20 protein-coding genes and 1 tRNA gene are annotated in these 20,622 nt (G+C 58.4%); 4 read left to right on the forward strand and 17 right to left on the reverse strand.

Going from position 1 to position 20,622, the window contains the following annotated elements; translation table 11 throughout:
• Positions 1-82 precede the first annotated feature (82 nt).
• Positions 83-634, forward strand: a complete 552-nt coding sequence (smrB, locus tag G9X48_RS18355) for an endonuclease SmrB (RefSeq protein WP_004387043.1) — start codon at positions 83-85, stop codon at positions 632-634.
• A gap of 70 nt (positions 635-704) precedes the next feature.
• On the opposite strand, the gene sixA is transcribed toward smrB, so the two are convergent.
• The 4 genes from sixA to G9X48_RS18375 all read right to left on the reverse strand — a co-directional run bounded on the left by sixA (position 705) and on the right by G9X48_RS18375 (position 5,313).
• Positions 705-1,193 (reverse strand): phosphohistidine phosphatase SixA, encoded by a 489-nt coding sequence (gene sixA / locus G9X48_RS18360; RefSeq protein WP_014728374.1) that lies wholly within the window; start codon positions 1,191-1,193, stop codon positions 705-707.
• A 204-nt stretch (positions 1,194-1,397) separates the two neighbouring features.
• Entirely contained in the window at positions 1,398-3,551 is a 2,154-nt protein-coding gene (gene fadJ / locus G9X48_RS18365; protein ID WP_105629534.1) for a fatty acid oxidation complex subunit alpha FadJ, read from the reverse strand.
• Positions 3,551-4,861: an acetyl-CoA C-acyltransferase FadI gene (gene fadI / locus G9X48_RS18370; RefSeq protein WP_012124132.1), complete on the reverse strand. Its 1,311-nt coding sequence runs from the start codon at positions 4,859-4,861 to the stop codon at positions 3,551-3,553. The genes fadJ and fadI overlap by 1 nt, the downstream gene beginning before the upstream one ends.
• Before the next feature lie 167 nt (positions 4,862-5,028).
• Positions 5,029-5,313: a YfcZ/YiiS family protein gene (locus tag G9X48_RS18375; RefSeq protein WP_004387038.1), complete on the reverse strand. Its 285-nt coding sequence runs from the start codon at positions 5,311-5,313 to the stop codon at positions 5,029-5,031.
• 358 nt (positions 5,314-5,671) lie between these two features.
• Here G9X48_RS18375 and fadL point away from each other — a divergent pair, with 358 nt between their 5' ends.
• The gene (fadL, locus tag G9X48_RS18380) at positions 5,672-7,033 is read left to right on the forward strand and encodes a long-chain fatty acid transporter FadL (RefSeq protein WP_032976169.1); all 1,362 of its coding nucleotides are present in this window, start codon (positions 5,672-5,674) and stop codon (positions 7,031-7,033) included.
• Between the two features lie 126 nt (positions 7,034-7,159).
• On the opposite strand, the gene mlaA is transcribed toward fadL, so the two are convergent.
• Genes mlaA through ccmA form a run of 10 tightly spaced genes read right to left on the reverse strand, consistent with a single transcriptional unit; the run spans position 7,160 to position 14,801 of the window.
• Positions 7,160-7,915, reverse strand: a complete 756-nt coding sequence (mlaA, locus tag G9X48_RS18385) for a phospholipid-binding lipoprotein MlaA (RefSeq protein WP_004387036.1) — start codon at positions 7,913-7,915, stop codon at positions 7,160-7,162.
• A gap of 23 nt (positions 7,916-7,938) precedes the next feature.
• Positions 7,939-9,138 (reverse strand): c-type cytochrome biogenesis protein CcmI, encoded by a 1,200-nt coding sequence (ccmI, locus tag G9X48_RS18390; RefSeq protein WP_038879950.1) that lies wholly within the window; start codon positions 9,136-9,138, stop codon positions 7,939-7,941.
• Positions 9,135-9,596: a cytochrome c-type biogenesis protein gene (locus G9X48_RS18395; RefSeq protein WP_038879948.1), complete on the reverse strand. Its 462-nt coding sequence runs from the start codon at positions 9,594-9,596 to the stop codon at positions 9,135-9,137. Before G9X48_RS18395 ends, ccmI begins: the two co-directional genes overlap by 4 nt.
• Positions 9,593-10,150 (reverse strand): DsbE family thiol:disulfide interchange protein, encoded by a 558-nt coding sequence (locus tag G9X48_RS18400; RefSeq protein WP_007869645.1) that lies wholly within the window; start codon positions 10,148-10,150, stop codon positions 9,593-9,595. Before G9X48_RS18400 ends, G9X48_RS18395 begins: the two co-directional genes overlap by 4 nt.
• A complete protein-coding gene (locus tag G9X48_RS18405; RefSeq protein ID WP_038879946.1) occupies positions 10,147-12,096 on the reverse strand; it encodes a heme lyase CcmF/NrfE family subunit in 1,950 nt (649 codons plus the stop codon). The genes G9X48_RS18400 and G9X48_RS18405 overlap by 4 nt, the downstream gene beginning before the upstream one ends.
• Positions 12,093-12,572 carry a cytochrome c maturation protein CcmE gene (gene ccmE, locus G9X48_RS18410; protein ID WP_007869651.1) on the reverse strand — a complete coding sequence of 160 codons (480 nt, stop codon included), beginning with the start codon at positions 12,570-12,572 and terminating at the stop codon, positions 12,093-12,095. The genes G9X48_RS18405 and ccmE overlap by 4 nt, the downstream gene beginning before the upstream one ends.
• Entirely contained in the window at positions 12,569-12,763 is a 195-nt protein-coding gene (ccmD, locus tag G9X48_RS18415; RefSeq protein WP_038879943.1) for a heme exporter protein CcmD, read from the reverse strand. Before ccmD ends, ccmE begins: the two co-directional genes overlap by 4 nt.
• Complete coding sequence (locus G9X48_RS18420; RefSeq protein ID WP_038879940.1) at positions 12,760-13,491, reverse strand: heme ABC transporter permease; 732 nt, start codon at positions 13,489-13,491, stop codon at positions 12,760-12,762. The genes ccmD and G9X48_RS18420 overlap by 4 nt, the downstream gene beginning before the upstream one ends.
• A gap of 39 nt (positions 13,492-13,530) precedes the next feature.
• The gene (gene ccmB, locus G9X48_RS18425; protein WP_038879938.1) at positions 13,531-14,190 is read right to left on the reverse strand and encodes a heme exporter protein CcmB; all 660 of its coding nucleotides are present in this window, start codon (positions 14,188-14,190) and stop codon (positions 13,531-13,533) included.
• Positions 14,187-14,801 (reverse strand): cytochrome c biogenesis heme-transporting ATPase CcmA, encoded by a 615-nt coding sequence (gene ccmA, locus G9X48_RS18430; protein WP_007869663.1) that lies wholly within the window; start codon positions 14,799-14,801, stop codon positions 14,187-14,189. The genes ccmB and ccmA overlap by 4 nt, the downstream gene beginning before the upstream one ends.
• A 197-nt stretch (positions 14,802-14,998) precedes the next feature.
• Here ccmA and G9X48_RS18435 point away from each other — a divergent pair, with 197 nt between their 5' ends.
• Positions 14,999-15,949 carry a formate/nitrite transporter family protein gene (locus G9X48_RS18435; RefSeq protein ID WP_014728364.1) on the forward strand — a complete coding sequence of 317 codons (951 nt, stop codon included), beginning with the start codon at positions 14,999-15,001 and terminating at the stop codon, positions 15,947-15,949.
• Positions 15,950-16,025: 76 nt separating this feature from the next.
• Positions 16,026-16,100: transfer RNA gene (locus G9X48_RS18440), tRNA-Arg, on the forward strand.
• A 201-nt stretch (positions 16,101-16,301) separates the two neighbouring features.
• Here G9X48_RS18440 and G9X48_RS18445 read toward each other — a convergent pair.
• The 3 genes from G9X48_RS18445 to G9X48_RS18460 are packed head-to-tail and all read right to left on the reverse strand — an operon-like array spanning position 16,302 to position 20,581.
• Positions 16,302-17,399: a nuclease gene (locus tag G9X48_RS18445; protein ID WP_038879935.1), complete on the reverse strand. Its 1,098-nt coding sequence runs from the start codon at positions 17,397-17,399 to the stop codon at positions 16,302-16,304.
• A 15-nt stretch (positions 17,400-17,414) separates the two neighbouring features.
• Positions 17,415-19,109 carry a restriction endonuclease subunit S gene (locus G9X48_RS18455; RefSeq protein ID WP_007869734.1) on the reverse strand — a complete coding sequence of 565 codons (1,695 nt, stop codon included), beginning with the start codon at positions 19,107-19,109 and terminating at the stop codon, positions 17,415-17,417.
• Complete coding sequence (locus G9X48_RS18460) at positions 19,109-20,581, reverse strand: N-6 DNA methylase (protein ID WP_038879929.1); 1,473 nt, start codon at positions 20,579-20,581, stop codon at positions 19,109-19,111. The genes G9X48_RS18455 and G9X48_RS18460 overlap by 1 nt, the downstream gene beginning before the upstream one ends.
• Between the last annotated feature and the right edge of the window lie 41 nt (positions 20,582-20,622).

Here is a 20,622-nt window from a genome sequence, read left to right on the forward strand (position 1 = left end):
GTCATCCCGGAAAAATGGCTTTTGTTTGGCGGCGCGCCAAACTCGGGTACACTGCCTGCGCAAAGAGAAAGAAGAGAAGAAGATGAAAAAGAAGCCATCGCTAAGCGAAGAAGAAAAGTCGCTGTTTCGCGCGCTGATGAGCGGAACGCGCGAGCTGAAACAGGACACCATCGTGCATCCGCCCGCGCGTAAAAAGCTGCGCGAAGTGCCGCCAAAACGCCTGTTACAGGAGCAGGTGGACGCGAGCCACTATTTTTCTGATGAATTCCAGCCGCTTCTGAACAGCGACGGGCCGATGCGCTATGTGCGCCCCGGCGTGGATCACTTCGAGCTGAAAAAACTGCGCCGCGGCGACTACTCGCCCGAGCTGTTTCTCGATCTCCACGGCCTGACGCAGATGCAGGCTAAACAGGAGCTGGGCGCGCTTATCGCCGCCTGCCGCCGCGAACATGTGTTCTGCGCCTGCGTGATGCATGGCCACGGTAAACATATTCTTAAACAGCAGACGCCGCTGTGGCTGGCCCAGCACCCGCACGTGATGGCCTTTCATCAGGCGCCGAAAGAGTATGGCGGCGACGCCGCGCTGCTGGTGTTAATCGAAGTGGAAGAGTGGCAGCCGCCGCAGTTGCCTTAAGCGTCACCTGCACTGCAGAAACAGAAAGAGCCGCATCAGCGGCTCTTTTCTTTTATGGTTCAGGCTTGAGTTAAATCGCTTTCGCCATTTTGAGATTGCAGGGGCTCATCTGCCAGTTAAAGACGCCCTTGTCGTTATCGCCCTCAACCGTCACACAGGCGATAGCGGACGTGGAGAACATCGGCGGCGTTTCGCCAGGACAGAGTTCCGCCACCAGATAACCGACCAGCGGCAGGTGGGAGATAACCATGACCGCGCTGACGCCATCACGGGCCAGAACGTGGAGGTAATCGCTCACCAGACCGACATCGCCGCACGGCGTGAGCTCCGGCAGAACTTCGGTTTTGACAGGCAGGCTCATGGCCTCTTTCACGACGTCCAGTGTCTGTTCGGCTCGCAGGAAAGGGCTCACCAGAACACGTTCGATATCCACCTTTTGACCTTTTAACCAGGTCGCCATTTGACGGGATTCATCACAACCGCACGCGGTCAGAGGACGAACCGAATCACTGGCGGCATCGAGTGCTGCGTCGCCGTGACGCATGATAAAAACTTGCATATTGCACCGCTTTTGTTGACCAGAAGCGCCAGCGAGAGCTTAAAAAGCAACGCGCTTTTTAAGGGTATCGTCTGGCGGTCGGGCATTGTGCCTGATCCGTACTTCGAATGAAACGCTGTTTTTTACCTTATTGACGTAAGTATAGTCAATCACTGTTTACAAATTAGCCAGCGCTGCGTTTTCGATATCAGGAACGTTCTTATATCAGACCGTCATTTCAGCTTGCGGGTTCCCCGCGAGCCAAAATGTTTGTCCGGTCTGCGCCATGCGCAACAGCCTGTCGCACGGGGTAAAACGGTCTCCATAACGGGTGGCAAGACGTGTGAGCGTCGCCACCACGGCCGCCGCGCCGAGCGTGTCCATATAGCGGAACGGGCCGCCAAGAAACGGCGGAAAACCGATACCAAACACCGCGCCGATATCGCCGTCTCGCGCGGAACGCACCACGCCTTCATCCAGACACCGCGCCGCCTCGTTAAGCATCATCATGACGCAGCGCTCGGCAATCTCCTCGCCGCTCAGTTTCCCGCCGGGTTTAACGCCAATAAGCCCGTAAACCGCAGGGTCAACCTGTTTTTTGCTTTTACGCCCTTTCGCCGGATAAAGATAGAAACCGCGGCCATTTTTTCTGCCTTTGCGATCGTCATTCAAAATTGCTGCAACGGCGTCTCCCGGCGCGCTGAATCGCGGCCCGTAAGCGCGCTCCAGCACCGGCATAATTTTGGTGCCGACATCAATGCCCACTTCATCAAGCAACTGAATCGGCCCCACCGGAAAGCCTCTTTTGACCAGCGCCTCGTCGATTTTCTCAATGCTCTCCCCTTCTATCAGGCAACGCATTGCCTCATTGATGTAGGGCGCCAGGATACGGTTAACGTAGAATCCGGCGCAGTCGGCCACCACGATCGGCGTTTTGCCCTGTTTTTTGGCAAGCTGAACGGTGGTGGCAATGGTTTCCGCGCTGGTGCCCGCGTGCGGGATAACTTCCACCAGCGGCATTTTATCCACCGGGCTGAAGTAGTGCAGGCCAATGACCTGCTCCGGGCGCGCGGCACCTGCGGCGATATCGCCGATAGGCAGCGACGAGGTGTTAGAGGCGAAAATCGTATGCGGCGCGGTGTGCGCCTCGATCTCTGCGACCATCTTTTGCTTGAGCGTTAAATCTTCGAAAACCGCTTCCACGACGATATCGCGCTGGTAAAAACCACGGTAATCGGTGCTGGCGGAGATGAGCGCCATCTGTGCGTCGCGCTCGCTGGCGCGCAGATGACGGCGACGCACTTTTTTCTCAAGCAGATCCCAGCTGTATTTCAGGGCATGGTTAATGCCTTTTTCGCTGATGTCTTTGATACGCACCGGCAACCGGGCTTTGGTGGCGGTGACACAGGCGATCCCGCCGCCCATCAGCCCGCCGCCCAGCACACCGACAGAATGCAGCGCGCGCGGGGCGGCCTCGCTGCCGGTCTCTTTTTTAAGCTCGGTAGTGGCGAAGAACAGCCCTCGCAGCGCGGCGGATTCCGGCGTCATCGCCAGTTCGCCAAAGGCGCGGGCCTCGGCCTGATAACCGCTGGCGCTGCCCTGCTCAAGGCCGGTGCGCACCACGTCAATAATGCGCTGCGCCGCCGGATAGTTACCGTGGGTTTTCTGGTGCGTTTTCTGGGTCACCATGCGAAACAGCAGCGCGCGGCCAATCGGGCCTGCAAGCAGACGCTCGCGAACCGGCAGGCGGCGCGGCGCGGGACGGTGCTTTTTCGCCAGTTCGGCAGCGGCTTCCAGCAAAATAGACTGCGGCACCACATCATCCACCAGCCCAGCTTTCAGCGCCTGACGCGGCCTCAGCTGTTTGCCCGCAAGGATCATCTCAAGCGCGGTGCTGACGCCAACGAGGCGCGGTAACCGCTGCGTGCCGCCGGAGCCCGGCAGCAGCCCAAGCTGCACTTCCGGTAGCCCGAGCAGCGTTTTCACATCATCGGTACAGATGCGGCTGTGGCAGGCGAGCGCCAGCTCCAGCCCGCCGCCGAGGCACGCGCCATGAATAGCCGCCACCACATGCACCGGCAGCGCGTGGATCTCCGCCATGATCTGCTGGCCCTGGCTTGCCAGCGCTTCAGCCTCCTGCGCGCTCTGGCAGTGCGCAATCATGTTGATATCCGCACCGGCGATAAAGTTATCCGGCTTGGCGGAGATAAATACCACGCCCGCGAGATCGCGGTTTTCCCGCAGCGTTTTGACAATCGCGCGGACGTCGCGGGCAAACTCCGCCTTCAGCGTGTTCATTTTCTCGCCCGGCACGTCGATGGTGACCACCGCAACATTGTCCGGGCGCATCTGTAAATTAAATGCGGATGTCGATTCCATTATTCGGCCTCCAGTACCATTGCCGCGCCGAGCCCACCCGCCGCGCAGGCGGTGACCAGCCCGAAACCGCCGCCGCGGCGGCGCAGTTCATTGAGCGTCTGGGTGATCATTCGCGCGCCGGTGGCCGCGAACGGGTGCCCGTAGGCGATTGAGCCGCCGAGCACGTTAAATTTGCTTTCATCCACCTCACCGGTAGCCTGGCTGCGGCCCAGCACCTCGCGGGCGAAGCGGTCGCTCGCCATCAGCTTCAGGTTAGTGAGCGTTTGCGAGGCGAACGCCTCATGCATATCAATAAGCGTGAGATCGGCCATCGTCAGTCCGGCGCGCTCGAGTGCCAGCGGCGTCGACCAGGCCGGGCCCAGCAGCATGTCCTGCCAGACATCGACCGCGGTAAAAGCGTAGCTGCGCAGATAGCCGAGCGGCGTCAGGCCAAGCTCGCGGGCGCGGGATTCCGTCATCAGAATGACCGCCGCCGCGCCGTCGGTGAGCGGCGTGCTGTTCGCGGCGGTCACGGTGCCGTGTTTACGGTCAAATGCCGGGCGCAGTTTCGCGTAATCGGCCAGCGACGAAGTTTTGCGGATGTTGTTGTCTTCGCTGAGCGGCTCGCGGTACGGCGGCGTGTAAGCGGTCATCACTTCTTCACGCAATTTGCCTTCCGCCCACGCCTGCGCCGCCAGCTGGTGCGAACGATGCGCCAGCGCGTCCTGCTGTTCGCGGGTGATGCCGTGCGTTTTCGCCATCTGCTCGGCGGTGTCGCCCATGCGAAGCCCGGTGGAATATTCCGCCACGGCGGGCGGCACCGGCAGCAGGTCACGCAGACGCAGGCGCGAGAAGAGTTTCAGTCGCTGTCCGGCGGTGCGGGCTTTATTCGCGTCCACCAGCGTGCGCGCCAGTTTTTTACTGACGCCAATCGGCAGCACGGAGGAGGAATCGGCCCCGCCGGCGATCCCGGCGCGGATAGTGCCCGCCATCAGGCTTTCGGCGACGTTCGCCACCGCCTGGAAACTGGTGGCGCAGGCGCGGCTGACGCTGTAGGCGTCGGTATGGACGCTCATGCCGGTGCCGAGCACGATTTCGCGCGCGATGTTGGGCGCTTCCGGCATCTGCACCACCTGGCCGAAAACAAGCTGTTCAATGACTTCAGGCGGGATTTCGCTGCGGGCCAGCAGTTCGCCGACCACCATTTTACCGAGATCGACCGCCGGAACGCCGTGGTACGCCGTTGCCTGACGGGCGAAAGGCGTGCGCAATCCACTGACAATGGCAATGCGATCCCCCTGCCGGGTGACCAGCGGTAGTGCCTGACTCATAACGTTCCCCTGTGAAAAGGCTAAAGATGAATTAAGTGGTCTGACCTGATAACAGTTTTAACCAGAATTTTACATTCAGCCAATCACATAAAGGAAAAATTGCGAGGCAAAACACGAATTACGTAACAAGAGATGCGCCCCGGAGTGCCGGGGCGTAAGCGATGGGATTAACGCAGACCTAACTGGAAAATAACGGTTTCCGCCTGGCAGGCGAAAACAAAATCGATATCCAGACGCACGCCGTCGGCTTCTTCAGTAAAGCGCGGGGTGATCTGGCACGGCTCAGATTCGACTTCACGCGCTTTGGCGGTGAGGGCCGCGAGCGTGGCTTCGGCGTCGGCGCGGTTTTCAAACACGCGGCTGTAAGAGGCGACGCAATCGGTATTATCAATAATGGTGCCTACATCAATACAGCAGCAAACCGGGGTTTCATCAGCACTGCATTTGGTCATGGTGATTTCCTCTGTATTTCCTGAAAAGGGATAAGGCTATTTTACGCCCCGCGCCGCCACCGCTCTACCTGTTCTTCCCGTTTACGCTTATAAGTGACCGAAATCACACTTAAAAATGATCTAAAACAATAATCACCAGATTGATGAATTTCTGAACCCCAAAATTTTGCTAAACGGATCGCGTTTCTTAGATCACAATTGAAAAAACTTATAAACATACTTGCAACATCTCTGCTGGTCGGACCTATACTCTCGCCACTGGTCTGATTTCCATGCCGTACCTCAGACCCTACACTCCGCGCTCCTGTTACGTCACGTAACATTATTTGAATAAAAATAAATGGATGAGGTTATGGTCATGCGCCAGAAAACCCTGTTTACCAAATCTGCTTTAGCAGTCGCAGTGGCAATCGTGTCTTCTCAGGCCTGGTCCGCAGGTTTCCAGTTAAACGAATTCTCTGCCTCCGGTCTGGGCCGCGCCTATTCCGGGGAAGGCGCTATTGCGGATGACGCGGGCAACGTCAGCCGCAACCCGGCGCTGATTACCATGTTCGATCGCCCGACATTCTCCGGCGGCGCGATTTTCGTTGACCCGGATGTGAATGTGTCTGGCCGTTCCCCGACGGGACGTAGCCTTAACGCCGATAACATCGCGCCGACCGCCTGGGTGCCGAACCTGCACTTTGTCGCGCCGATCAACGAGCAGTTTGGCTGGGGGGCGTCCGTCACCTCCAACTACGGCCTCGCCACCGAATATAGCAACAGCTATGCCGCAGGTTCTGTCGGCGGTAAAACCGATCTCGAAACGCTGAACCTGAACCTCAGCGGCGCGTATCGTCTCGATAACCACTGGAGCTTCGGCCTGGGCTTCGACGCCGTGTATGCGCGCGCCAAGATCGAGCGTTACGCGGGCGATCTGCCGCAAATCATCGCAGGCGGCTTACCGGGACTCGTGCAGTCCGGCAAGATCGATCCGCAGACTGCGGCACAGCTTGGCGCGGCTGCAGGCGGTATTAACAGCGACACCCAGATTGCGCACCTGAAGGGCGACGAGTGGGGCTTTGGCTGGAATGCCGGTATCCTGTATGAACTGGATAAGAACAACCGCTACTCGCTGACCTACCGCTCTGAAGTGAAAATCGACTTCGACGGCGACTATAAGAGCAGCCTGCCGGCAGCCCTTAACCCTGTTAACGCCGCGCTGGGCCTCGGCCTGCCTTACGGCACGGGTGGCAGAACCACCGGCGGCTCGCTGACCCTGAACCTGCCTGAAATGTGGGAAGTGTCTGGTTATAACCGTATCGCGCCGCAGTGGGCGATTCACTACAGCCTGACCTACACCAGCTGGAGCCAGTTCCAGGAGCTGAAAGCGACCAACAGCAACGGCGACACCCTGTTTAAGAAAGAAGAGAAATATAAAGACGCGTACCGCATCGCCCTCGGCACCACCTATTATATGGACGACAACTGGACCTTCCGTACCGGTATCGCCTTTGATGACAGCCCGGTGCCAGAACAACAGCGCTCTATTTCCATTCCTGACCAGGACCGTCTGTGGCTGAGCGCCGGTACCACTTACGCCTTCAATGAAGACGCCTCTGTCGATGCCGGTGTTTCTTACATGCACGGCCAGCACGTGGAATTCACCGAAGGCCCGTACACCTTCAAATCTGAAGGTAAAGCGTGGCTGTATGGCGTGAACTTTAACTACCGTTTCTGATTGCTCTGTCACGACAAAGGCGAGCTGCGGCTCGCCTTTTTTATTGCGCTTTATCGTTCGGAAATAAAAAAAGCGAGCCTCGGCCCGCTTTTTTTATTTACCTTAAGAATGATCGCATCCGGCGTTTTATTCCGAATCGATATCCTTGAGATCGCCTTCAATCGCCTGCGCGTTCGGGTTTTCATTTGGCTTAAGCTTACCGCCGTTGGCGATAAAGTCGTGACGCTGGAAATAGGCCTCACGCACCAGAATGTAAGGATCGGAAGACTGGCGCAGCAGGCCGTCGGAATCGAGCAGTTGCGCGCGGGTCTCCACGCCTTCCACCGCCCATTTGCCGAGCGACAGCGGCCAGGTCAGCCAGGAGAGCACCGGATAAGTGGTGTCCGCCATATCGCCGACATCTTCACGCAGCGTAAAGCTGCCGTAGAACGGCAACTGCACATACGGCCCGTAACCGACGCCATAGGTGCCGAGCGTGCTGCCGAAACGGTGCGGCTCTTCGCGCTGCAGTTTCGGGTTCGCCATACCGGCCACGTCGATGAAACCGCCCATCCCCAGCAGGGTGTTCAGGAAGAAACGGGTAAAGTGCACCATCCCCTGGTAGGGGTCGCCCTGCAGAAATTTATTAAGCATTGAGGCGGGTTCTTCAAGGTTGCTGGTGAAGTTGCCCAGCCCGTTGCGCGCCGGTTGCGGCACGTAGTCGCGCCAGGCGACAGCCACCGGGCGCAGCACATAAGGGTCCACCACGTCATAGTTAAAAGTAAACATGGTGCGGTTGAACCCTTCAAAGGGGTCGGAACGCCCTTGCTGCGGCTCTGACGAACTGGCGCAGCCCACTAAAAGCGTGGCCGCCAGCGCAAGCCCGGTAAGGCGAAAGTTCATAGCAGTCTCCCTGTAAATGGTAACTAACCCGCTCCTGATGGCGAAGGCGCGACCAGGACGTCCACCGGCGCTGCCGGGTTGAGCGTGGTGAAGCGGCGCTCGCCTGTCCAGTCTCCGGGTTGTACGGCCGCGTTGCCGTCCCGGGAAATATGCACCTTCACAATGCCCTGCGTGACGTGTTCAAGCCCCCTGTCCGGGAGCATCGCGTCAGCGTCATCAAGCGTAATTGTCAGCGGAAAATGGCCCAGCGGCAATTTTTTCACCAACACCGGTACGTTTGATGCGCCATCCGTCACGCTGATAAAGAGTATCCCTTTATCTGGTAAGGCTTTTTTCGAAACGGGTGAGAGCGTGATTTTAACAGCCAGTCTCGCGTTGTCCATGCCGCTGTCCACGCGCGCCTGCGCAATGCCGCGCACGACCGCCGCCCGGCGCGCATCGCCCGGCGGCAGGCGCGTCAGCATCGACTGCCAGACGGCAATCGCCTCCGTATAGCGCTGCTGGCGAAACGCGCTGAAGGCAAGCAGCCCCTGCGCGCGCAGATTATCAGGTGCCTGCGCCGCGACGTCTTTTAGCATTTGCTCGCCGAGGCGGTTATCGTCCGGCTGCGGCGAGCGCGCCAGCACTTCAGCATAGTCGAGCCGCGCTTCGATGCTTTGCGAATTGAGCTGCCAGGCGCGTTTAAACGCTTCTGTAGCGGTATCAGCATTATTGAGCACCATACCAATGCGCCCGAGCATCGCCCAGCCCGCGCCATTATGCGGGTCGTCCTGCAAACGCGTGCGCAGCCCAAGCCCGAGGCGCGTCAGCTCCTCCACCGTGAGCGGTGTTGCGTGCGGATCCATCACGCGCGCCACCAGTGAAGGCGTCTCGCGCACCGCCGCTTGCCAGTCATTCACCTGTTTAAGGCTATGCGTCGCCATGAACAGCCCGCCGCTCACCGCCACGACCAGCAGCACGCCTGCCAGCAACGCACCATTACCCGTGTGACTCGTTTTCTGCCCGCGCGGCTCGGGGATATCCGCCAGCAGGCTGTGTTGTAATTCCACCACCAGCGCCTGACGAGCCTCGGGCGGCTCCTCGTCAAGCTCCCGCAGGCGCGAGTAATAGAGTGTGCGGTTCAGCGCATCGCGGCTGACCGCGCCCCGCTCGCGCCACGGCCAGAAGACCAGCGCCGTAACGCCCACCAGCAGGACGACGATAACCATGATTAACGCGCTCACGGGCGTTTTCCTTCTTCGCGAAGCAGCGCGCGCAGCCGCTCCTGTTCGTCTTCGTCAAGCGCGAGCGGCTCCCGGCGGGTGCGACGCGCGCGGGTCACCAGCACGGCAACGCCGCCTGCCGCAAAGAGCGCGGGCAGCAGCCAGAGAAGGATCGTGCCGGGCGTAACGGGCGGATCGTAGGTCACGAAATTCCCGTAGCGCGCCACCATATACGCCACAATCTGTTCGCGGCTCTGCCCCTGCTGCATCAGCTCATAGACCTTCTGGCGCATATCGGCCGCGATCATCGAACCGGAATCAGCGATGCTGTTGTTCTGGCATTTCGGGCAACGCAGCGCGCTGGTCAGCTCGCGGAACTGCTGCTCCTGCGCCTCGTTCTGAAAAGGGTACGCCTCAATGGCGGCAGAAACATGACACGCCAGCAGCAGGCCAGCCAGCAGGCTTAACAGACGTTTCACGGCTCGACCTCCTGATTCAGCGCATCCCACAGTGGTTTGACGTCCTGCCGCCACACCTGGTCATTCAGATCGCCCGCGTGGCGATAGCGAATCACGCCGCGCCCGTCGATAACAAACGTCTCCGGCGCGCCATACACGCCCAGATCAAGCCCGAGCATTCCGCTGCCGTCAAACAGGCTCAGCGCGTAAGGGTTGCCGAGCGTGTTGAGCCAGGCCACGGCTTTAGCGCGATCGTCTTTATAGTTAAGCCCGACGATCCGTACGCCCTTCGCGGCCAGGCCGTTGAGAAACTGATGTTCGGCGCGGCACGTCGGGCACCAGGTCGCCCAGACGTTAAGCAGCAGCGGTTTGCCGTTCAGGAGAGCGGCGCGATCGTAGGTCACGTTCGGGTCATCAAGCGCGGCGAGCCGGAATGCGGGCAGCGGTTTGCCCACCAGCGTGGATTCGAGCTGAGACGGATCGTCCCCCGCCGCGTTGCGCGTCAGTTGCCAGAACAGCACGGCGGCGAGCAGCAGAAACAGCGCCAGCGGGAGAAGTAAAATACGGCGTCTCATGCGGCCTCCTGGATTTTTTTCAGCCGGTAACGCGGGTCGAGCAGACAAAGCAGCCCGCCGAACGCCATCAGCAGCCCGCCGTACCAGATCCAGCGGACAAACGGTTTGTAATAAAGGCGCACCGCCCAGCTGCCGTCATCGAGTTCTTCACCGAGCGCCGCGTAGAGATCGCGCGTCAGCCCGCCGTCGATGGCGGCTTCGGTCATCACCACGCGGTTGCTGTTATAGGCGCGTTTTTCGGCGCGCAGCGTTGCCTCGGGTTTACCGTCGCGCAGCACATCGATAATCCCGACCGCGCCGCGCCAGTTCGGCCCCTGCGCGTCGCGCACTTCGCGAAACACAAAACGGTAATGATGAATATCAACGCTGTCGCCCGCCGTCATGCGCACGTCGCGCTCCACGCTGTAGTTCTGGCTGAACGCGATGCCGATAACCGTTACCGCAAGCCCTACGTGCCCGAGCGTCATCCCCCACTGGCTGCGACTTAATTTCCCCAGCCCGCGCCACAGGCTATGACGGTGCGTGGCGCGCTCAAGCAGCTCCATCAGCGTTAACACCAGCACCCAGACCGCCATCATCAGCCCGGCGACCGTCATCGCGTTAATGCTGTCCTGCAAAAGCCAGGGCAGCATCAGCGAGGCAGCGAGCGTAACGACCAGCGCCACCAGCAGGCGACGGCGCAGCTTTTGCGGCTCATCGCGCCGCCAGCGCACCAGCGGCCCGACGCCGAGCAACAGCGCGAACGGCACCATCAGCGCGCTGAACAGCACATTGAAAAACGGCGCGCCGACGGAAATCGACCCCAGCCCCAGCGCCTTATGCACCAGCGGCAGCAGCGTGCCGAGCAGCACTACCAGCATGGCGGTGATAAGCAGAATATTGTTGCCGAGCAGAAAACTTTCGCGCGACCAGAGCGCATTGCCCACCCGCGCCCTGACGCTGCCGCCTTTCACGGCATAGAGCAGCAGCGAGCCGCCGATAACAATCACCAGCAGCGCCAGAATAAACATGCCGCGCGCCGGATCGGAGGCGAATGCGTGCACGGAGACCAGCACGCCGGAGCGCACCAGGAACGTGCCGAGCAGACAGAGCGAAAACGCGGTGATGGCGAGCAGCACTGTCCAGGCGCGGAAGCTGCCGCGCTTTTCCGTCACCGCCAGCGAGTGCATCAGCGCGGTGCCTGCGAGCCATGGCATCAGTGAGGCGTTTTCTACCGGGTCCCAGAACCACCAGCCGCCCCAGCCGAGTTCGTAATAGGCCCAGGCGGAGCCAAGCACAATGCCGATGGTCAGAAACACCCACGCCGCCTGCGTCCAGGGGCGCGACCAGCGCGCCCAGGCGGTGTCGAGCCGCCCGGTTAAAAGCGACGCCACCGCAAAGGCGAACGCGACCGAAAACCCGACATACCCCATATACAGCAGCGGCGGATGGAAAATCAGCCCGATATCCTGCAGCAGCGGGTTGAGATCGCGCCCTTCAATCGGGTATTCCGGCAGTGTGCGCGTGAAGGGGTTTGAGGTCAGCAGAATAAACAGCAGGAAACAGAAATTAATCCCGCCCATCACCGACAGCACGCGGGCGATCGCCTCCTGCGGCATGGCGCGGCTGAACATCGCGACCGCCAGCGTCCACGCGCCCATCAGCAGCACCCAAAGCAGCAGCGAGCCTTCGTGCGCGCCCCAGGTCGCGGCCACGCGATACCAGACCGGCAGCTCGGTGTTGGAGTTGCTCGCCACATAGAGCACCGTGAAATCGTTCACCACAAAGGCATGCACGAGGATAAGAAACGCGCCCAGCAGGCAGGCGAAAAGCGCGCAGGCGAGCGGGCGCGCCAGCGCCATCAGCCGCGGTGCCTGACGCATCGCGCCCCACTGCGGCCAGAGCGTGAGCAGCAGCGCGAGGCCTGCGGCGAGGCACAGCAAGAAATTCCCGATTTCCGGCATCATGGGCGGTTGTCCTTATACGCCTGCGGCGGACGCGTGTGGTTGGCATCCATCGCCGCTTTCACCTCCGGCGGCGTGTAGTTTTCGTCATGTTTTGCCAACACTTCGCGCGCGTGAATGCGCTGATCCTCGCCCAGCACGCCCTGCGCCACCACGCCCTGCCCTTCACGAAACAGATCGGGCAGAATGCCGTCGTAATCCACATCGACCACACCGCGCGCGTCATAGAGACGAAAGCTCACCTTCAGGCTCTGGCTGTCGCGCTTCACGCTCCCTGGCATCACCATGCCGCCGACGCGCAGCCGCTGGCCCGGTTGTGGTTTCTCCTGCGAGGCACCTTTGCCGTAGAGAATTTCACCCGGCGTATAGAAGAGATCGATATTGGCGCGCAGCGCGTAGAGCACCAGCGCCATCGTCAGCCCGAGGCCTGCCAGCACCGCAAGCGCGACCCACAGGCGCATTTTACGACGCGGGTTCATCGCGACACCTCCGCGCCCTGGCGTCGGCGCTCACGCGCCTGACGTTTCGCGATATCCCGGCGCAGCGCGCGGCGCGCCAGACGCGTATGCGCTATCAGCATCGCCAGCGGAATCACCGTCATCGCCACCGCCAGCCAGACGTAAAAGGCGTAGCCGCCCATCAGGAAAAATGAGGTCAACGCGGCGGTCATGATTTTTTCTCCAGCATCGCGGCCACCCACGGGCGATGGCGCTCCTGAAGCAACAACAGGTTGCCGAGGCGCATCAGCGTGAGCGTCACAAACAGGCACAGAAAACCGGCGATATTCCAGCGCAGCGGCGCGCGCATGCTCGGGTCGATACTCTGCTGCATATTGGTGGAGCCCTGATGCAGCGTGTTCCACCACTCCACCGAGTAGTGGATGATGGGCAGATTCACCACGCCCACCAGCACCAGTACGCCCGCGGCGCGGCCCGCGAGGCGGCGGTCGTCAAAGGCGTGCCAGAGCGCGATGACGCCCGCGTATAAAAAGAGCAGCAACAGCTCGGAAGTGAGCCGCGCATCCCAGATCCACCAGGTGCCCCACATCGGTTTCCCCCAGGCGGAGCCAGTCGCCAGCGCGATAAAGGTATAGACCGCGCCCACCGGGGCCATCGCCATCACGGCCAGGTCGGCCGCCCGGTTCTGCCACACCAGCCCGATAAACGCCGCGACCGCCATTGAGGCGTAAATGCCCATCGAGCCCATCGCCGCCGGAACGTGCAGATACATGATGCGGTAGCTGTCTCCCTGCTGGTAATCGGGCGGCGCAAAAACAAAACCCCAGATACAGCCCGTCGCGAGCATCACGGCGCCCGGCCACGCGAACCACGGCGTGAGCCGCTGGCAGAGGCCGTAAAGCCGTTCAGGCCGCGCCCAGGGGTGTAAGAATTTCCACATGCTATTGCTCACATAAAATTATCGCCCGCGAAACCGGGCCTACTGAATAGTGATACGCAGCGCCGCTGCCGTCGCGAACGGCATTAGCGTGACGCTTGCTGTTAAAAACGCGCCGGAGAGCGCGAAAAACCCGCCGACCGGCAACTGCATCACGGCGGCATCCACCGCGGCGGTGGAGAAAATCAGCAACGGGATCGCAAGCGGCAGAATAATCAGGCTCAACAGGATGCCGCCGCGGCGCAGCCCGGCCGTCAGCGCCGCGCCCAGCGCGCCGAGAAAGCTCAGCGTCGGCGTGCCAAGCAGCAGCGTCAGCATTAGCGTCAGCGTCGCATAGCCGTTCAGTCCCATCAGCAGCGCCGCCAGCGGCGAGAGCACGACCAGCGGCAGCCCGGTCGCCACCCAGTGAGCGGTCACTTTCGCGATAACCACCACCGGCAGCGGTGTTGGCAACAGCATGAGCTGTTCCAGCGCGCCGTCGCGCGCGTCGTCGCGAAACAGCCGGTCCATCGCCAGCAGCGAGGCGAGCAGCGCCGCCACCCACACCACGCCTGGCGCGATGCGCGCGAGCAGCTGCGGCTCCGGGCCTGCGCCAAGCGCGAACAGGACAATCACCACCAGAAAAAACCACAGCGGGTTAAGGAGTTCCGCCCGGTGACGCGCGGCGAGACGCAGCTCGCGGCGGATAATGCGGCCCATCATGCGGCGGGCTCCGGCGTCAGGGTTAATGTGCGGTGCGCAACGTTAAGCGCCAGCGGTTGGTGAGTGGTGACTATCACCGCGCCGCCGCGTGCCGCGTGCGCCTCAAGACGCCTCGTCAGCGTCGCCACGCCTGCGGCATCAAGCGCCGTTAGCGGTTCATCCAGTACCCACAGTGATGCTTCGCTAAGCCACAATCTTGCCAGCGCTACGCGGCGCTGCTGGCCTGCTGAGAGTTGTTCAACCGGGAGATCTTCATACCCGCCAAGCCCGATGGCGGCAAGCGCCTGCCAGCGCGCCTCGCGCCGGGTCTGCGTGTGATAAAACGCGAGATTTTCATCGGCGGTAAGCGCCACTTTGATACCCGGCAGATGGCCGAGCCACAGCAATTCCTGATGAAAGGCAGAGCGCTGATGCGCAAGCGGTTCGCCGCGCCAGTACACCTCGCCCTCTTCCGGGCGCGCCAGCCCGACCAGCAGGCGCAACAGCGAGGTTTTCCCGGCCCCGTTCGCGCCGGTCAGGTGCACAATCTCGCCCGGCGACACGCGAAACGAGAGCGCGCGAAACAGCAGCCGCTCGTCGCGCAGGCAGGCAAGATTCCGGGCTTCTAACATGGGACAGCTCCTTTCAGGCGAGTCGGGAATAGTACCACAGGGCAATGACGCGGCCACCCCGCGGACTGCGCAGGCGGTGAAACCCTGCGCGATGCCTCGCAAAATATTCATCACGCAGGCTGAATTGTCTGTTTTTCCTGATAACGTTCGCCGACGCGCTACGCTTAATGCATTCCCTTATTTAACTGGAGTACATAATGAGCAAACCTGGCGAGGAAAAAATCGGCGAGGCGGATGAGCTGGAAGTCGAAAGTGAAGAAAAAGAGAGCGGAGAAGAAATAGAAGTGGATGAAGAGGAACTGCCGTCGCGCGCGATGGCCATCCACGAGCACATCCGCCAGGATGGCGAGAAAGAGATGGAACGCGACGCGATGGCGCTGTTCTGGTCGGCCATCGCCGCCGGGCTGTCGATGGGCGCGTCGCTGCTGGCCAAAGGTATTTTCCACGTCCACCTGGAAGGCATTCCCGGCGGATTTTTGCTGGAAAGCCTCGGCTACACCTTTGGTTTTATCATCGTCATCATGGCGCGCCAGCAGCTCTTTACCGAGAATACCGTCACGGCGGTGCTGCCGGTGATGCAGAACCCGACCGGCACCAATATGCTGTTGCTCCTGCGCCTCTGGGGCGTGGTGCTGCTCGGTAATATCATCGGCACCGGCCTTGCGGCGCTGGCGTTTGAATTTATGCCGATTTTTGATGAGACGACGCGCGATGCGTTTGTGACCATCGGCATGGAAGTCATGCACAACACGCCAGGGGAAATGTTCGCGAACGCGATTATCTCCGGCTGGATCATCGCGACGATGGTGTGGATGTTCCCGTCTGCGGGTGCCGCGAAGATCGTGGTGATTATCCTGATGACCTGGCTTATCGCGCTCGGCAACACAACGCATATCGTGGTGGGCACCGTCGAGATCCTCTATCTCGTCTTTAACGGCACCATTCACTGGAGCGAATTCTTCTGGCCGTTCGCCCTGCCGACGCTTGCGGGCAACATCATCGGCGGTACGTTTATCTTCGCGCTGTTAAGCCATGCGCAGATCCGTAACGACATGAGCAATAAGAAGAAATCGGAAGAGAAAGCGCGTCTGAAAAAGGAACAAAAAGCGCGTGAAAACGAAACCGGGCGCGGCTCACAAAACCGCTGACGATGGCGATTGTTTAACCGAACAGGCGGCTAAGCCCTTAACGGCGGTGTAAAAATCGGTATACTGACGCCGCCTCGTCCCCTTAGTTAAATGGATATAACGAGCCCCTCCTAAGGGCTAGTTGCAGGTTCGATTCCTGCAGGGGACGCCATTTTGTTTGTGCTGCTTTTCTCTCACCATCGCGCTCACCGCAGACTCTGTCGCCGTACTGCTGTATTTATTCCAGAAAAACTCTTGTGCCTGAAAAGAGCATAAAAAATGCGGGCACAATAAAGAGATTATGCCCGCACGCTTTTAGTGATTTTCCCGGTAACGGGTTCGGCGTCAAAAGCCGAATCTTTATCCCGCTGATTCAGGCCGGTACGTCCCACCTTGTGAAGTAGCGCTTCAGTTTATCAACGGTGTGACGCCATTTCGGTGTGGTCGGTTTGCAGACGGTATTCTGGTTACCGAAGAAACCCACCTCGTTTACCGCATCCTGTTCACTGCGCGTCTCAAGCCATTTTACCGGCACAAAATATTCGGACTTGTCAGGGTCATCAGCATTACGCCGGTAGAGATCGCTGTATTTCAGCACCTCTGTTGCGAGCTTTTCGCCTTCTTCGGTATTAATTGTATAACTGCTGGCAGGCTCGACGGCGCTCTGCACGATACCGACGCCCACATACCCCTTCGCCGGAATTTTTACCCAGACGCGGTCGCCGGGCGCAAGCTGTTTGAACGTCTGGCTGTACCAGCTTCCACCGCCGGCGCTGACAAATCCGTAGAGGCGCGCCTCTTCCCAACATCGGCTGAGCGGATCACCAAACGAGACATAAAACTCGCCGTTCCACGGCTCTTTGGTACTGGCCCCGGTCGTCGACTGCACGGCGTTGGTTTGCGTCTCGCCTGGGTCAATAAGCCAGGCGCGGCTCAGGAACTGTTCCTCACCGTGCTGAAACACTTTAAAGAACATCACGTTAATCGAGATACCATTTTTACTGAGATAATCAACGATACGCTCGGTAGACGGATCCAGCTCCGCCGCCACGATGATGATTTGGTGCGACTGATTGAGCGACTCTTCTTCCAGTTCGGTGTTAAACCGTTGTTTGAAGGCGTCGCCGAGGTTGCCGCCGCCTGAAAATTTCTCATAGATTTGCGAGAGGCGATCGCCCGTTAAGTCATCCACCCAGGAGGCGTAATCCAGTGCCTGGGCGACCACCTCGCGCGGCGTGCGGTCGCACTTAAGCTCAATCAGGATCAGCGAGGCATCCGGCGCTATCGCCAGCAGGTCGATACGCCCTTTATCAAGGGTATTTTCCTGATGACCGATGATCATCCACTGGTCTGAGAGAATGGTCGGATCGTTGAGGATCATTTTCTCCAGCAATTGTTCGCTGGAGAGTTTGCTGATGGACAGCGGCTGAGGGTTTTCCCCCACCCGCCAGATAGCATGATGAACCGGCATTGTCTGTTCCCTTCCTTAGTTTAAGGCCGCGTCAGTGAGCGCATCCGCCAGGTGGAGCTGGGTTTGTTGGGCAGACTGGAGGCGGGATTTGAGGGTGTCGCAAACTTGAATAAGTTCATTCGCTTTCGAGATTATTTTATCCTGTTCATTTTGAGATAATAGAGGAAAAAGGGTCATTTCAAGCTGCTTAGTAGAAATGTGTGGCACACCATTACTTCTACCGGGATCAATGGCATTAATAAAATAATTAGACTCCAACCATTTACTTAAAAAGCCACTAAGTATCATATTTCCCACACTGTTAAACTTAGCTACTCGCTGTAGTAAAAGGCAGGGTAAATCGCACTCGCGTATAAATGCATATTTTAACCCACTATTAATTATAGGCCTATCAAGTGATATGACAATATCTCCAACATTCAAGCTAAATCCTTCAAACTCAGAGAGCCTAGACTCAGGCAATCTCGCTGAATCAGCCCAATTAATATGCCCATGGGATATATTGGCATTTCTGACCAATCGAATTCCATTATCGCTAAACCATTCACTTTTAAATGCATAGCCATTTAGGAAGTAAAATAATACACCCAACCGGCACCACTCCCACCCCTGCGGCAATTCAAAGGGTTTTTCTTCATCACTGACTGGCGGCAACGGTTTTTGTTTTTTAATTTTTCCTTCTTTCACCAGTTGCGCTTTTTCCTGCTCAATACGCTTAAGCAGTTCAGAAGCCGGTTCGTCGCTAGGATCCTGCGGCACCAGTTTTCCCATCACCGCCAGTTGCAGAATGGTTTGCTTAAGCGCGTCGATACTCGCTTCGGTGGTAAACAGCGTGTCGAAATGCTGGCTGATTCGCGCCCAGTTCTCAGTGAGTTCTTCGGCATTCTGGCTGTCGGTGAGCGTCGCCAACAGCGTTTCCACCAGTTGCTGATGGGCATCCAGGCTGGTCAGAGATTGTTGTTCCAGTTGGTCGCAGAGGGACATTAATTCATTGACTTTTAATACAATATTTTCTTGCTCATTTTGAGGAGGGATTGCAACCGCTAATCCATATGCATCATTTCGATTCAATCCTGGTTTAATTCCTTTACCCAATGAGTCAAGACCAAGTGTATGAAACTGCAGAAATACGAAATCGAGATTCATTGCTATAGGAGGGATAGTGCTATATGCAACATCTGTTACCCAACATCCGGGATTAAGAGATAAGTTCAATGCACCCGCAGAACCTTTTCTTCCAATAATTATACATGGTGAATTAACGCAGGCTGCGTTGTGCGTACCAACAACCCCATTGGAGCCATAAACATTATATTGACCAGTATTAGTTCTTTTTTCTTGAGGTAAGTTGTCGCCATATTCCATTTCGTAAATATTACCAAACCTCACCCACTCCCACCCGCTCGGCAATTCAAACGGTTTTTCTTCCTCGCGAATTTCCGGCAGCGGCTTCTGCTTTTTAATTTTCCCCTGCTTAACCAGCTCGGCTTTTTCCGCAGCAATACGCTTTAACAGCTCAGATGCCGGTTCATCGTTCGGGTCCTGCGGCACCAGTTTGCCGCGCACCGCCAGTTCCAGAATCAACTCGCGCAGCTTCTTAATGCCGTAGAGATCGATTTTGCCACTGCTGCCGCGCCCGGCAGTAGAGCGGGTTTGCAGCGCGGAAGACCAGATGTCGATATGGTCGGTTAATAATTTCTCAACGCGCATCAGTTCGCCTCCTTGTTACCAGAGAGTGCAGCGCCGAGGATATCGCGCAACTGGTTGCGCAGTTCGCGGATTTCCGTCTGTTGCGCCTGGTACTGTGCCAGCAGCTCATCCGGGTCGTGGCTGATGGTTTCACCCTGGTACGGGTTTTTAATATCAAGGTTGAAATTGCGGGCAATGACCTCATCGATGCTGACTTTCCACGCCTGATTGTTATCTTCGCGGCTGGCGAAGCCGTCGGCTTCATTGCCCCACCAGTCGATTTCCGCCTGGAACTCTTCAAACTTCATCGGTCTGGTTTTGCTGTAGTTCTTCACGCCATCTGGATACGGATGCTCGTAGAACCAAATCTCTTTGGTTGGCTGGCCTTTGGTGAAGAACAGAATATTGGTTTTGATACTGGTGTACGGGTTGAATACGCCGTTAGGCAAACGCACGATGGTGTGCAGGTTGCACTCTTCGGTGAGCAGCTTTTTGATTTTGGTTTTTACGCCTTCGCCAAACAGCGTGCCGTCCGGCAACACCACCGCCGCACGGCCTTTGTCGGCCAGCACTTCGATAATCAGCTGCAGGAACAGATCTGCCGTTTCACGGGTCTGCATCTCTGCCGGGAAGTTTTTCTCAATGCCGTCTTCTTCGGTGCCGCCAAACGGCGGGTTGGTGACAATCACATCAACCTGCTCATCCCAGGAGGAGAGCGGTTTGTTGAGCGTGTTGTCATGGCGGATTTGCACCGGCACTTCAATTCCGTGCAGCAGCATATTGGTGGTGCATAGCAGGTGCGGAAGCTGCTTTTTCTCCACGCCGTGGACCTGTCGTTGCAGCGTTTTATGGTCTTCAGTGGTTTTGACGTAATGCTCTTTTACGTGGTCAAACGCACAGGCGAGAAAGCCGCCGGTGCCGCACGCCGGATCCATAATCGACTCGCCCAATTTAGGGTCGATACGGTTAACCATAAAGCGCGTTACGGCACGCGGCGTGTAGAACTCGCCCGCGTTACCGGCGCTTTGCAGATCTCTTAAGATCTGCTCGTAAATATCGCCAAACAGGTGGCGTTCCTGACTGCTGCTGAAATCGATTTCGTTGAGCTTGTTGATCACCTGGCGCAGCAACGTGCCGTTTTTCATGTAGTTGTAGGCATCGCTGAACGCCTGTTTGACCACAAAGCCGCGCGGGTTTTTATCGATAGGCGCAGTGAGGTTTTTAAGCGTCGGGAACAGATCGTCGTTAACAAATTCCAGCAGCGCATCGCCGGTGATGCCCTCGCTGTTCGCCGCCCAGCTGCGCCATAAGTAGCGCTGCGGGATGGGGAACTGGTAATCATCCTGCTCCAGTTCCAGCTCTTCTTCTTGGGTATCGAAAATTTTCAGAAACAGCAGCCATGAAAGCTGCCCGAGGCGCTGAGCATCGCCGTCAACGCCAGCGTCTTTGCGCATAATGTCCTGAAGGGATTTAATGACTGAGCTAATCGACATGTGTTCTTTCCATACTTAAAAAAGGATGCCACCGGGCGCAG

Source organism: Cronobacter sp. HA18006 (assembly GCF_011605445.1).
Lineage (GTDB): Bacteria > Pseudomonadota > Gammaproteobacteria > Enterobacterales > Enterobacteriaceae > Cronobacter > Cronobacter sakazakii.